The sequence below is a fragment of the Gracilibacillus dipsosauri genome (genome assembly GCF_003176895.1).
GTDB lineage: Bacteria > Bacillota > Bacilli > Bacillales > Amphibacillaceae > Gracilibacillus > Gracilibacillus dipsosauri.
Map to the genome: position 1 here is coordinate 138005 of NZ_QGTD01000018.1, position 14136 is coordinate 152140.

The following is a 14136-nucleotide window of genomic DNA, read 5'->3' on the forward strand; positions in this document are numbered from 1 at the left end:
ACGATGAATTGTAATTAAGGACTTTTTAAAAAGCTTAGTAAAGCTATTGTTAAAAATCAACAGTTGATTAATAGTTCGGTTATTTTTTGAATGAGATCAAAACGTAGTTATTTGGATCCCTTGCTGTCCAAAAATCAATTTTTAAGAAATGGAGTTAATTTTTGTATCGAATTTTCCAACTTTTTAACATTATTTATATAAAGACTTTTGGCTTTCTTAGAATCAGTTGCCAAGGCAAAGAGCTCTAAGTCGGCTTGACATTTCTTTAAATGAGCAAGTATAAGTGGTCTCTCTTGATCTTCTGGAACCTGTATTTTATCATCAAATAAATCGACAGTTAGGGCTCCATAAGAATTTACTTGTCCCAGAAATACATTTTCGAGCATAACATTCTTCTTAGCTAACTCTGTTTGTAACCACCTACGATTTTTTCCGATGGCTGTTAGAGCTTCATCTAAAATTTCTCCGTCCATGATGACCGATTGCGTTTCTTTTTCATTCACACTGTCTAGACCGATATCCTTGCGTGTAACGGGACGAAAATCTTTTTTAGGGAGAACACTTAACGACCCCTTTGCTTCAAGAACAGCATATTCTACCTCTGACAGATCAAATATATCTTTACCTCGTAGTAATTGTAACAGCTCATCTGTCGTATATTTTTCTTTTTTTAAGTTTTCTTCAAGTATTTTTCCGTCTTTAATGATTACCGTTCCAGATCCTTCTACAAAATCACGGAATTTTTTGCTGTGAACGGAAATAAATTCTACGAGATAGATTAGTAAAGAAAGAACACATATCCCTATAATGCCATGCCAGACTTTATTGTCTGTATTAATAATAACCTCGGCAGTTATACTACCAATCGTAATTCCTGATACATATTCGAAAAAGCTAAGTTCCGATAACTGCTTTTTACCTAATAGTCTAGTCAAAAGAAATAAAGCGACTAAAAAGAGAATGACTCTGACGACTATAACTAACCATTCTGGCATCAAGATCCCTCCTTTGGTTAAAATCCTTTATATTGCTCTTCCTCTCGCTCCAATTCACCAATTCGTTTCATGATGTCTTGTTTAATTTCTTCCATTACAAGCATTTGTTCATGAAAGAGGCGTTTTGCCTCTTCATCACTTGAGTTAATCGCAAGTGATGAAAGCCCGGATTCTATTGATTTTAATGTGGCAAGACATTGCTTTACATTAGAACTCACTGTCATTGATTGTTACTCCTTTGTTTAAAGAGTTATTTTTTCATATTTTGATGTTCAATCGAAACGGCGTGTGCAATGCAAGGTATTGTTTCGTTTTGCTGAATAGTCAAAGGGGAAAGTAATGCACCTGTAGCGACTACAAGCATTCGTTTTATTTCTCCTTTTTTCATTCGATTCAACAAATGCCCATAAACCACTACAGCTGAACATCCTGCACCACTAGCTCCTGCTAATACAGGCTGGTCTTCCCGGTAAATCATTAATCCACAATCTTGAAACTGTTTTTCTTTTATAGGAGTGTGATGTTTTTTGAAAAGATCAAGTGCACATTCCCTCCCAATATGTCCAAGATCCCCTGTCACGATTAAGTCATAGTAAGAAGGATCAATATTTCGTTCTTTCATGTGCGTTTCGATGGTATCGACAGCTGCAGGGGCCATTGCGCCTCCCATATTGAACGGATCGGTTAATCCCATATCAATTACTTTTCCAATTGTCGCAGAAGTAACAACAGGACCTTCTCCTTTATTCATGACTAACGATACACCTGCACCTGTAACCGTCCATTGGGATGTTGGTGGTTTTTGTGCTCCATATTCCGTTGGATAACGAAATTGTTTTTCAACTGCTGCGTTGTGGCTAGATGAGCCGGTCAATATACAGTTGGCACCACCATGATTTACAATGAAAGAGGCTAATGCTAGTCCTTCCATTGATGTAGAACAGGCACCAAATAAACCTAAGTAAGCTGCACCAATCGTTTTCGCTGAGAAACTTGTTGGTGTAATCTGGTTAATTAAATCACCTGCAAGGAAATACTCGACTTTTTCTTTAGTAATACCCGCTTTTTCTGTCGCTCGTAAGGATGCTTCTTCCAATAGGACCTTATGAGCCTTCTCATACGAATCTTCCTTTAACCAGAGATCCTCATGTAACAAATCATAATCTTCGGCTATTTTTCCTTTCGCCTCAAATGGACCACCAACTGTACCTGTTGAGACGATTACGGGGTTGTTGTCGAAAATCCATGTGCGCATTTTATAGGCCACCCCACTGAATCAAAATTGTTTTTATTAGGGTGATTACAAAAGCAGAAAATACCCCAAATAAAATAACAGACCCTGCAAGCTTAAACATGTTTCCACCTACTCCGAGAACAAATCCTTCCGTGCGATGTTCAATTGCTGCCGATATAACAGCATTTCCGAATCCTGTAACGGGTACAGCCGTCCCTGCGCCTGCGAATTGAGCAAATCTATCGTAGACACCAAATCCTGTTAAAAACATCGTAATAAAGATCAATACGGCTACAGTTGGATTACCAGCTGTTTGTTCCGTAAAATCGAAATAATACATGAAAAAAGTTTGGATGCACTGACCAATCAAGCAAATAAATCCGCCGACTAAGAAAGCTTTTATACAATTCTTAAGGATAGGCCTTTTTACTTCACGTTCACTTTGAAATTGTTGATATTCTTGTTGAACAGGGGTCAAGTTCTTTTTTTGATTATTGGACATGAACACACCTACTTTTATGTTTTTTCTTTTAGAGTGTTTTATTTTTTATCTTCATCTAAGCTGGATGAAGAAGGAAAAGTTAGCTCTAATTAGCAAAACTTTTCCTTTAATCATTACTGTTGCTTGTATTGCGGTTCCTCTTGTTCCATTTCATGAACACGACTTTCCAAGTTATTTATTATAGATTGTGTGTCTTGCGCTGATTGCTCGTATAGTTGTTTAGCTTGTTGATTGTCCGTGCTGAGTGCGAAGGTTTCAAAACTTGCTTGTGCCGTTTTTAAACCTGCTAAGGTCGTTTTTACATCATTTATAACTGTCACTATTGTTCACTCCTTTTTTACATTTTTATTACAAAATCTATTTTTTGCAATTCTTCCATATATATAAATAACTGTTTATTCCAATTCACACCATAACAAAAACTGGATGGCTTTTAGAGTGGTTGAAAATTTTCCCGGAATAATCGCAAGTCGATTTGGCAAAATAGTAATGGAATTATTTAAGAGAGGAAAAGAAAATTGAAGATTAAGTTATATGTAATTACATTATGGTCAATGATAGATCCGATTTACTTTATGTTTACTCGTCTCCGCTATATAGATAATAAAAAAGGGGACGACCGTAATATTTTTCGGGTGCGTTTAACACGATATAAAGGAAAAGAATCAATGCTATCGGACGGTACTATCATACAAAGAAATGATATATTAGTTAAAATCCATCTACATAATGCTCTATTAATAAAAAATGTAAGAAATATAAAAAGTGATGTTAGAAAGGCTATGGTCATTCATCAAAGTGTGGAAAAATCGTTACCTCAACTTGCTGAATATGTAAAAAACCATTCTAATTTCAGTGAGATAAAAGGCGTTATAGGTATCACTATGTTGAATCGAGGAAGCTCTAAATTAGGCTTTGACTCTGTAGAAATTAGCAGTTTATTGTATAAATCCTTTAAATATTCTGCTTTACTCCCTATATATTGGCTTTCCGTTCGTTCACTTTCCATACATCATTTAAAGAAGCATTCGCCATGTTATCTATTCATGTCGAAGGAAACCTTGCTAAACAAATATATACACAACAAGTAATATAAAAAAGAAAGAACTCCTGCTGCTACTCAGAAGTTCTATTGCTTCATACAATTCTGGAAGGAATGTATATTCTTACTCATCTAATGAATAATAAGCCTATTGAGCCATAACAGGATACCCCTAAATAGCCGAAAGTAAACTCGTATTTCTCTTTGCCATGGATAGTTGATGAATCGTGATTTCTGGTAGACTTCCAATCCTAATGTTTACCCCGGTTTGGCCTAATCCCTCGCTTATATAGTAAGGACGTCCATCCTGTGATTGAAGTCCTTTGATAATATTCATTCTAGCAAGCTTCCCCATTTTCGCAAGATGGTATGCTTTTGGGTAACAAATTTGACCACCATGGAAATGGCCAGCTAACAAATAATCAAAGTGGTACTTTTTCATTTCAAGTACAATATTAGGGTCGTGTGTTAATACTAAGTTCATTCCATTTTGGATATCTTTATAAGAAATTTCTAAATCACTACGTTTTGTACTGAAATCATCGATTCCAATAATGTTTAATGCTTGATTGTCAATATAAATCGTCTCATTTCTGTTTTGCATCACGTTACAATTATATTTCTTAAGTGTATCTATCAAATATTGTAGGCTTTCTCCTTTTAAAACATAATCATGATTACCTAAAACAGCATAAATACCATACTTAGGGTTTAATCGATTTAAAGCATTCAAATAGGGGACAAGCTTTGGAATTGTCCGTTTTCGATCAAGAAAATCTCCTGTAAGGGCAATTAAATCAATGCTTTCATTTTTTAGCTCTTCATACAATCTATCAGCAGATATAGAAATATTCTCTAGATGCAAATCGGAAAGGTGTAAAATATTTAAGCTCGAAGTAAATGTACTTTGATTTTTGTTATCTATTTTAATTTTTTTAACAACAATATTTTGTGTGTTTTTATAAGCTTTGAAAATAAAAAAGGTAATTACAATAAATAAACAAACAAATATTAACATATGGATATCACTCCTCTAGTACTAATTATACAGAATAAATTCCTTTATTTGTAAGGTAATAAATGGATAAGCTACCAACATAGATTTTGATTTATAAAGAGGTGCATCATGAAAATCCATTCAAAAAAGATATTAGTTCTCCCATTTTTAAAAATTCCTTCAGGTCACCAACAAGTTGCCGATTCATTAATTCAGGATATTCAATCAAATGAAGCACGAATGGAATGTGAAAAAGCAGAAATACTGTCATATAGTTATGGAAAAATGGAATCTTTTGTGTCAGCTTTCTATCTTAAATGGATCCATTTATTTCCTAATCTATACAATTGGGTATATCAACAAAGTGTTTATCGAAATATAGAACAAAACAAAAAATTTAGGATGTATGAACTACTCTTTCTAGCTCGAATGAAACAATTAGTAGAAGAGATGCAACCAGATTGTATAATTTGTACCCATGCACTGCCTTCTTATATGCTAAATGCCTTGAAAGAAAAAAATACGATCAAAACCCCTGTGATTAATGTTTATACTGATTTTTTTATACACAGCTTTTGGGGGACAACGTATATCGATTTTCATTTAGTTTCTACTCCTTATATGAAGGAATTGTTAATAAAAAAAGGAATTCAAGCACAACGTATTTGGTATACAGGGATACCTGTTCATCATGAGATCAGGCCAAATACCAATCCAGCTATGAAACATCATTCCCCATTTTTATCCATTTTAGTGACTGGTGGAAATTTAGGGGTAGGGGCGTTGGAGGATTTATTAAAAAGCATAGAAACTACTGGTAAAATAAAATATTTCGTCTTATGTGGGAAAAATAACCGGCTGTATCAAAGGCTGAAAAGCTTAAATAATCCATTCTTTATTCCCTTAACCTATATTTCATGTAGAAAGGAAATGAATGAACTTTATGATTCGATAGACGGTATTTTAACAAAACCTGGTGGAGTGACAATAAGTGAAGGCTTAAGGAAAAGAAAGCCTATTTTTATTTATCATGCACTTCCGGGACAAGAGGTTATCAATCTTCACCAATTACAAAAGCTAGGAGTGGTTTTCTATCTAAACAGCTGGGACCATATGGAGAGTCAGCTACTCACTTTTTTTAAAAGTAAAGAACATCTTGAAAAAATGAAATCAAATATAGAGAACTACCACCATCAACTAATGGATAAAACAATATCAGAGCTTGTATGTCAAATCCTACCACGCTGACTATCTGTAGGCTTGATGGAAGTTACCCCTTTATAAATATCCTAAAGTCCTGTAGAAGGGGGAGTTGGTAAATTGTTGTTTAAGCATAAGGGATGTTTATGGTTGGCTATGTTGTCTATGAAGATACAAATATTGATAACATATCTAATTTTTAAAAGGTAAGAATAGAATGGGGAGATTTTATCACATTTTAATATACTAGGAAGTGGTTTTTATGGATTTTTTAGGTGGTCAGGAATCGCTTACTGCTTTGGAATGGGCTCTAAGAGCAATTGTCAGTTTCTTATTTTTATTATTCGTAGCTAAGATAATGGGACAGAGATCAATTTCACAGCTAAGATTTTTGGATTTTGTCATCGCATTGCTAATAGGAAACATTATTGCACACCCTTTGTCTGATGAACAGCTAGGGTTAAAAGGGTCTACTATTACTATAAGTGTGCTCGTAATTTTGTACCTTACTGGCGTTTTACTGAGCTTGAAGTGGCAAGGGATTAGAAAGGTATTTGAACCTTCTCCACTACCACTAGTAGAATATGGGAAAATTAATTATTATAATTTAAATAAGGCTAAAATATCGATTGATTTTCTTTTATCCGAACTACGAAGGGAAAAAGCAGAAGATATTCAAAAGGTTGCACTTGCATTATGGGAGCCTGGAGGATTTATATCTGTATTCTTATATCCTCAATACCAGCCAATTACTCAGTCTAATTTAACTACAGCCATGGAACCATTTCGTTTCACTAAAGTCATTATTAAAGAACAAATGATAGATTACCATGAATTAAAAAAGCTTGGAAAAGATGAACAATGGTTGTTAATGAAAATAAAGGAAATATATAATGTAGAGTTGAACGATATATTATTGGCTACGATTGATAATAATGAGAATCTTCAAATATTTTTGTATGATTAAATTCATTCTTTTTTCTTATCAATATACAATATGGTACTTTATATAATTAAAGCCAGAAGGCAATAGCTGTGATAATTATTCAGTTTTTTCCCAATGGTAGATAACATAATACAATTGAAACAATATCCCTTTTCTTAGGTTAACGAACATAAATTTCTGAGTCTTCGCAGTCTCTCCTTTAGAAGCTTTAAAAATTAACCTCATTTGACAAGTATAAAAGAATATTGTATTATCATATTGATTAAACGTTTTATCAATATGAATAAAAGGTTGAGAATAATGGCGAATATAAAAGACATAGCAGATTTAGCTAAAGTTTCAGTGGCTACTGTGTCCAATGTATTAAATAACAGAGGACGTGTAGGAGAAGAAACTAGAAAAAAAATATTAAAAATTGTAGAAGAGATGGAGTACAAACCTAACAGAGTAGCTAAAAGTCTTAAAATGAATAAAACACATACGATTGGTGTCATTGTAGAAGATCTTTCTGTATTTAATGCTCCAGAAATAATTGATGGCATAAATGAATTTGCAGAGGAGAATGATTACTCCATATTATTAACAAATTTGCGATTGTTTAAGAAATTCGGCAATCAATTTCCCGATGTAGATACCTACAAGGAAATGGTAATGCCATTATTTCATCAATTATTATCCAACCAAGTAGAGGGGATTATTTATATTGGGATTCATCGTCGTAATGTGAGCGGAATATTACCTGAGAGCAATACACCAGTAGTCTATACTTATTGTGACACTTCTAATGATACAGATATCTCGATTAATTATGATGATTATAAAGCGTCATTCGATGCAACGAACTATTTGATTAAAAAAGGTTATCGAGAAGTTGCACTTATTAGTGGTCTTATTAATTCAGAATCTGCACTTGAGCGTTTTAACGGTTATTGTAAAGCATTGATGGATAGTAGTATTCAATTCAATCCTAATTATGTAAAAACAGGTGATTGGGAATTTGAATCAGGCTATATGATGGCGATGGATCTACTAAAGGAAGAAAAAAGGCCTTCTGCAATCTTAGCTATGAACGACTTAATGGCTGGTGGTGTGCTAAAAGCAGCAAAGGAGTTAAACTTAGATGTTCCGGGTGAACTTGCTATTTTTGGATTTGATAATCGTGAGATCAGCAGTTATTACACACCGAAGCTTTCCACTGTCTCACTGCCTCTTCATGATATGGGGGAAAGGTCTATTAAAACATTGATTGATGTGATCAACGGTAACAATATTAAAACTAACAAAATAAAATTGTTATGTGAATTAATAGAGAGGGATTCTTCATAATCCCATTTTAACGAAAGATTAATCGTTTAACTATTATTGGAGGAATGTAAATGTATGCCCTATCAAATAAAAACTTTTCCTTATTAACAGATGAAAAGGGAATTTTAGATAAACTTCATATTGTTCATGATGCAGTCAACACGAATTGGGTCATTGATAAAGATTATTTAGAGGAACACAACTACCCTGATAATGACAAACTTTTTGGAAATTTTGAACTGATTGTAAATCATAAAATCTACACAAATAAGACGATGATTCCTGCAGTTAATGTAAATGATAATGAGATAGTGTTTGTATATGACTTCTCAGATTTTTTATTGTTTCTCTCATACAGGACTGAGAGTGACAGAGCACTCCAATATCAAATAGCCCTAGAAAGTACTATAGATGAAGATTTAATCATTAATAAGTTTGCTATATGGACTTCTTTAGCATATTTGATGTTTAGAGATGTAAATGTAGCACGAAATATGAGTCATTCGTGTGCTGTTTTTCCACATATCTCCGAGAATTTTACAAAACTAATAGCGAAGAAAAGAGATAATAAGGGACCTGACCTTGGAATGTATTGTATAAAAGGGTCTGTTAAGAATGTAGGAACATTTTGTCGGTATACAAACCGATTTCGAGAGCAAGTATCACCTTCCCTAGACGGAGCATTGTTTCATCAAATAATCCTTATTGATAAAGAATTCTCGAATGGTGATTGGATATATGATCAGATAAAGACCAATAATGTTCTAGAATCAAGATCGGTTAGAGAATGGACATTTGAGTTTATGGTGGAATCGGCAGACAGGAATAAATATCAATTACACCCTACAATTGATTATTCTCCTGTTGTCATTTCAAAACATGAATTTCAGGCAGTAATAGAGTTACCAGAAAAAATGGAAATTAAAGATATAATACTTGTAAAGAAAGATAGCAGGAGTTCAATCCATTCATTTTTGAAAAAGATTTCTGTTAATAAGTATTCCATACGTTTTCCTGTAGAACAGCTTGGTGAGAAGAAATTAGAAGTGATTTTTTCTAACAACAGAACAGATTTTGTAGTGTTTAATGTAATGCCTCCGGTGGAAGAAATAATTAATTCTAGAGCGGAATATCTGATTACTCAGTCATTTATAGAGGATAGTAATCAATCAAATAAATATGGTTTTCAACCCATTTCTAATCAAGGAGAGTCACTTGGTAAGTTGTGTTTTCTCTTAAAAAAGAATCTGTTATCTGAAATAAACGAGGAAGAAGTTCAAAAAGTAGAAAAAAGTGCTGTTTATTATATAAAAAATAAATGGTTTATGAATGGAAACTTCCAACAACCTATTAATATTCATGGTGATTTTTATAGAATCATAGACTTTGATTATGTTGCACATGTTTTTTATTTATTGTCCTGCTATGGTAATGATACATTGCAATTAAATGACAGAGAAACATATTTGCAATGGGCGGCAGAAGTGATGCTTTTACGATTTGATGAAACCATGCATTCCCAAAAACGTGAAAAAGAAGAAACAAAAATGAATGGTGTCTTTAATTTATTTATTAAAGACCTATTAAAGGATTTAAAATTTTTTTCATCACATTTATATCAACCACTACAAGACTTGTGGAATAGATTTTGTCTAAATATTATTAACCAAAAAGAACAATTTACTGCTGCTATTACAGAGCATTATTATGATAATGCAGGATTTGGGCCAACGGCTGAATCTTTGTCTTTATATGGAGATGTGGAAGCTGCAAAAAGATATGGTGAATTAATTCTAGCAAATATCGGTACAAGCAATGATTTTCGTCATCAAAATCCTGATCGTTGGTGGGAGGCATTAAGTTATATGATTCATTCCCTATGGGGAGGACTTGTTTCTCACTCTGCCCTAGTAGTTTTTGAACTTACAGGCGACAAAAGGTATTTACATGCTGCTTATAATTCAATGATGTCAGTACTGTATTGTTATGATTGGAATGCGACTGCCACAAATAATCGAATAATAAAAGGAGAAGCAGCCTCTACTTATAGTGTTGCTTATCCTAACTTAAACAAACGAAGATTATCCCATAATCGTTTCGGACAATCAGTATTTATGGAAGATGAGCCTGAGTTGTTTGCTGGTAATGCGACAGGTGATGACTGGGATATGGGGGAAGAGCTAGTCGCCTATTTAGATGGATTTGGCACAAAGACTTATGTTTATTGTGAAAACGACAAGCTGATATGTGTAAATGGGGAATTGAAAGAAGAAGATGGAGTATATACAATTACTAGTTTTGCAGCATTTCCAAAAGAGATAAAGTTCTATCATATGGAAATGGATGACATCGAAGTGCAAAAAGGCATGAATAAAGTTAGTATAAAGAAATGGAATAATACTTGGCAACAAGTGATGAATACTTAAATTCTTAAGAGGAAGGAGAGTGTAGGCTTCTTCCTTATCTAAAAAAATCTTGACGACTTTTAAAACCTGTGATAGTCTAAAGAAAAAAATGATTAAACGTTTTATCAAAAGGTGATTAACTTGTGAAAAGAACGGTTATTACATATGTTATTAGCGGTTAAATCAAGTTATAAACATAAATATATCATTTGTGATTAAACGATTAACATATTAGCGAAGCCGTTTGAAAGCGTATTCTAAAATTGAGGAGGTGGTTTGTTCTACTCACAGTTGAATCTTAATGGAAAATAGCAAAGATTATGAAAAATAGGAGGTCAATAAATGAAAAGTAGAATGAAAAAATTACTTGTATTTTTATTATTGGTGGGTACTGGTTTTGTAATATCTGCATGCAGTAATAATAACGATAATTCTTCAGGTAATGAAGGTGAGGATGGAGCTGTAACTATCCATATGGCTGTATTTGAGAATGATCCAGGAGGACAAATGGAAGCTGCAAGACAGCGTTTTAATGAGGAACATGACAATATTCAACTAGAATTTACCCCAATGTCAAATGATGCTTCACAAATGCATGATCAGACGGTTACACAATTATCGGCTGGTTCAGACAATCTTGATATCGTAAACATGGACGTAGTTTGGACAGCGGAATTTGCAGAATCGGGTTGGCTCCTTCCACTTGATGAAATGTTTACGGAGGATATGCAATCTAATTATATAGCTCGTCAGGTTGATTCGGTGAAATACAATGACCAAACATGGGCAGTACCTTGGTTTAATGATCTTCACCCACTTTGGTACCGCTCTGATCTTTTAGAGAAATATGGTTACGATGTTCCAGAAACATATGAAGAAGCAGTAGAAATTGCTCAGCACATTCAGGAAGAAGAGGGGATTCAAGGATTCACCATGCACTGGGGCAGATCAGAACAATTAATTGTAAGCTTTACTGAATTTTTACACGCAAACAATGGTGATTTCTTTGATGAAGATGGCAATGTAACGGTTAATAGTCCAGAGGCAGTGGAAGCATTGCAATTTATGGTGGATATGATGAATGAATATGAAGTGGTGTCTCCTTCGGCAGTTGGGAATTCCACACCAGAAGATTCAAGAATTCCATTTACACAAGGACAAGCATTATTTAATCCAAACTGGGGATATGTCTATTCTATTAATCAAGCAGACGACTCTGCTGTAAAAGATAAAACATGGGTAGCAAGTAATTTTATGTTTGAAGGCGGACAAAAAGCTAACTCTGTAGGTGGATGGAATTTTGCTATTTCTAGTAGTTCAAACCATCCGGAGGAAGCCTGGGAAGTTATCAAATGGTTTACTTCTGTTGAAAATCAAAAAGAAATGCTAATAAATGGTGGGTATGCAGGTACACAGCTAGAAATTTACTCTGATGAAGAAGTAATTAAAGCTGCACCATATTTGGAAGAGTATACAAAAGTATTTGAGGATGCATCTGTACGTCCAAGTCACCCACAATACTCTAAACTATCTGATATTGCTCAATCTCACATACACCAGGCTCTATCAGGAGACTTAAGTCCTCAGGAGGCATTGGACGGATTAGCTGAAGAGTTGGAAAACCTAGAATAAAATTGATGTGCGGTTGGGGTTTAACATCACTTCAACCGCAAGTAAGGGAGTTTTAACATTGAAATACAAATATTTACCTTACCTGTTATTAGTGCCTGTATTTACAATGATCATTGTGGTGGTATTTATCCCTCTGGTAACAACAATTATATATAGTTTTCAATCATATCGTCTAACTAATACAGAAGAAAAAGCAAACTTTATTGGATTGGATAACTATGTAGCACTTTTTCAGGATGATCGGTTTATTTCATCACTGCTTACCAGTTTAATATATATTGCTGGAAGTGTTATTGGGATGCTTATTTTAGCCTTAATTACTGCACAGCTTGCCAATCAAGCATTTAAAGGAAGGTCATTGTTTCGGGCAACTATCTTATTACCATGGGCTGTTGCACCGGTAGTAGCTGCTCAGGCATGGAAATTCATGTTTGAAACCGACTTCGGAATTATCAACCATATATTGAAAAGCTTAGGATTGATCGAAAAAAATATTCCCTGGTTAGTTTCTTCTGATCATGCGATGATGAGCGTTATTTTAACGAACGTATGGAAGACTACTCCACTTCTGACTTTAATTATTATCTCTGGTCTTCAAACGATATCAAAGGAATTATATGAATCAGCAGATATCGATGGTGCCAGTCCATGGAAAAAGTATTATCATATAACCCTTCCATTAATACGTCCATTCATTGCAATGGGGTTGATTTTTACAACTCTCCAAACAATCAATGTCATCGATATAATTTATGTAATGACTGGTGGTGGTCCTGGAGAAGCAACAGAAATATTCACACTTTACAACTATAAGGTGTTCTTCCAATATCTCGATTTTGGTTTAGGTGGTGCGATGGCAGTAATTGGAGTAACGGTTATTGGTATATTAATATACCTCTATAGCCGAAACATGAACAAACAAATGGATACCTAAACGAAAAAAATGGAGGAGTCAAACATGAAAAAGAAAAAAAGTTTGTTGTTTTGGATTGGTTTAGTGTTAATTATTCTTATTAATATTATTCCATATTTGTGGACAGTCCTTACCTCTCTGAAACAGCAAGGAGAAATTTACGATGTTAAAATTTTACCAGAGACATTCTTTTTAGATAATTATGTAGCGGTAATCACCCAAAGTGGATTTTTGACCAATATCTTTAACAGTATCTTCGTGTCTGGTGTAACGGCATTGGTGTGTATTTTGATTGGAGTACCAGCTGCATATGCCTTCGCTCGTATGCAATTTAAGCTAAAAAATATATTATTTATGTTAGTTCTATTTATTACGATATTTCCAGGGATATTTATTATAAGTCCGCTTTTCAGCTTTTTAAGAAGTATTGGAGCAATTGATACTTATTTTGCGTTAATTATCCCTTATGTAGCGTACTTTACACCACTTGTCGTTTGGATTCTCACTGGATTCTTTAGAACGATACCTCCAGCAATTGAAGAGGTAGCGATTATGGATGGTTGTAGTGTGTTTAAACTTATCACTCGAATTGTTCTGCCATTGTCATTACCAGGAATTTTAACAGTAGGAATTATTGCCTTTACCTTATCATGGAATGAATTCTTATTTGCTTTAATTTTTACCTCTTCTGACAATGCTAGAACAGTTCCAGTTGCCATATCTCAATTTCAGGGTATTCATTCCTTAAATTGGGGGCAAATGACTGCAGCGGCAGTGACTGCAACTATACCAATTGTTCTTATTTCCATTGCCTTGCAAAAATATATCATTAGTGGTTTAACAGCAGGGGCAATTAAAGAGTAGAATATATAAGTTTACTTTAAGGAGGTGATAGATTTTCTTCATTATGTTGACAGTGATAAAACAAGTTCTGTGTGATAAATGATTAAATGAGAGGTGAAATA

At 34.0% G+C, this 14136-nt stretch carries 14 protein-coding genes; 8 read left to right on the forward strand and 6 right to left on the reverse strand.

Annotated elements, in window-relative coordinates:
• Positions 1-134: 134 nt before the first annotated feature.
• The 5 genes from DLJ74_RS16790 to DLJ74_RS16810 all read right to left on the reverse strand — a co-directional run bounded on the left by DLJ74_RS16790 (position 135) and on the right by DLJ74_RS16810 (position 3051).
• Entirely contained in the window at positions 135-995 is an 861-nt protein-coding gene (locus tag DLJ74_RS16790) for a DUF421 domain-containing protein (RefSeq protein WP_109985318.1), read from the reverse strand.
• A gap of 17 nt (positions 996-1012) precedes the next feature.
• Positions 1013-1219: a DUF1657 domain-containing protein gene (locus DLJ74_RS16795; RefSeq protein WP_109985319.1), complete on the reverse strand. Its 207-nt coding sequence runs from the start codon at positions 1217-1219 to the stop codon at positions 1013-1015.
• 26 nt (positions 1220-1245) lie between these two features.
• The gene (spoVAD, locus tag DLJ74_RS16800) at positions 1246-2250 is read right to left on the reverse strand and encodes a stage V sporulation protein AD (RefSeq protein ID WP_109985320.1); all 1005 of its coding nucleotides are present in this window, start codon (positions 2248-2250) and stop codon (positions 1246-1248) included.
• 1 nt (position 2251) lies between these two features.
• Positions 2252-2731 (reverse strand): stage V sporulation protein AC, encoded by a 480-nt coding sequence (spoVAC, locus tag DLJ74_RS16805; protein WP_109985321.1) that lies wholly within the window; start codon positions 2729-2731, stop codon positions 2252-2254.
• A gap of 113 nt (positions 2732-2844) precedes the next feature.
• Positions 2845-3051: a DUF1657 domain-containing protein gene (locus DLJ74_RS16810; RefSeq protein ID WP_054860289.1), complete on the reverse strand. Its 207-nt coding sequence runs from the start codon at positions 3049-3051 to the stop codon at positions 2845-2847.
• A gap of 198 nt (positions 3052-3249) precedes the next feature.
• Here DLJ74_RS16810 and DLJ74_RS16815 point away from each other — a divergent pair, with 198 nt between their 5' ends.
• A complete protein-coding gene (locus DLJ74_RS16815) occupies positions 3250-3822 on the forward strand; it encodes a YkoP family protein (protein WP_342767754.1) in 573 nt (190 codons plus the stop codon).
• 123 nt (positions 3823-3945) lie between these two features.
• Here the strand turns inward: DLJ74_RS16815 and DLJ74_RS16820 are convergent, their stop codons facing one another.
• Entirely contained in the window at positions 3946-4797 is an 852-nt protein-coding gene (locus DLJ74_RS16820) for a metallophosphoesterase (protein WP_109985322.1), read from the reverse strand.
• Positions 4798-4899: 102 nt separating this feature from the next.
• Between DLJ74_RS16820 and DLJ74_RS16825 the strand changes: the two genes are divergently transcribed.
• From DLJ74_RS16825 to DLJ74_RS16855, 7 genes are all read left to right on the forward strand, one after another.
• Positions 4900-6018 (forward strand): MGDG synthase family glycosyltransferase, encoded by a 1119-nt coding sequence (locus DLJ74_RS16825; protein WP_109985323.1) that lies wholly within the window; start codon positions 4900-4902, stop codon positions 6016-6018.
• A gap of 214 nt (positions 6019-6232) precedes the next feature.
• Positions 6233-6937, forward strand: coding sequence for a DUF421 domain-containing protein (locus DLJ74_RS16830; protein ID WP_054860290.1), 705 nt, complete (start codon positions 6233-6235; stop codon positions 6935-6937).
• 279 nt (positions 6938-7216) lie between these two features.
• On the forward strand, positions 7217-8242 hold the full coding sequence (locus DLJ74_RS16835) for a LacI family DNA-binding transcriptional regulator (RefSeq protein WP_109985324.1): 1026 nt from the start codon (positions 7217-7219) through the stop codon (positions 8240-8242).
• A 50-nt stretch (positions 8243-8292) separates the two neighbouring features.
• Positions 8293-10647, forward strand: a complete 2355-nt coding sequence (locus tag DLJ74_RS16840) for a hypothetical protein (protein ID WP_109985325.1) — start codon at positions 8293-8295, stop codon at positions 10645-10647.
• A gap of 321 nt (positions 10648-10968) precedes the next feature.
• Positions 10969-12258, forward strand: a complete 1290-nt coding sequence (locus DLJ74_RS16845) for an ABC transporter substrate-binding protein (protein WP_109985326.1) — start codon at positions 10969-10971, stop codon at positions 12256-12258.
• Between the two features lie 58 nt (positions 12259-12316).
• Entirely contained in the window at positions 12317-13192 is an 876-nt protein-coding gene (locus DLJ74_RS16850) for a carbohydrate ABC transporter permease (RefSeq protein ID WP_109985327.1), read from the forward strand.
• A gap of 24 nt (positions 13193-13216) precedes the next feature.
• Positions 13217-14035 (forward strand): carbohydrate ABC transporter permease, encoded by an 819-nt coding sequence (locus tag DLJ74_RS16855; protein ID WP_181397633.1) that lies wholly within the window; start codon positions 13217-13219, stop codon positions 14033-14035.
• Positions 14036-14136: the final 101 nt, after the last annotated feature.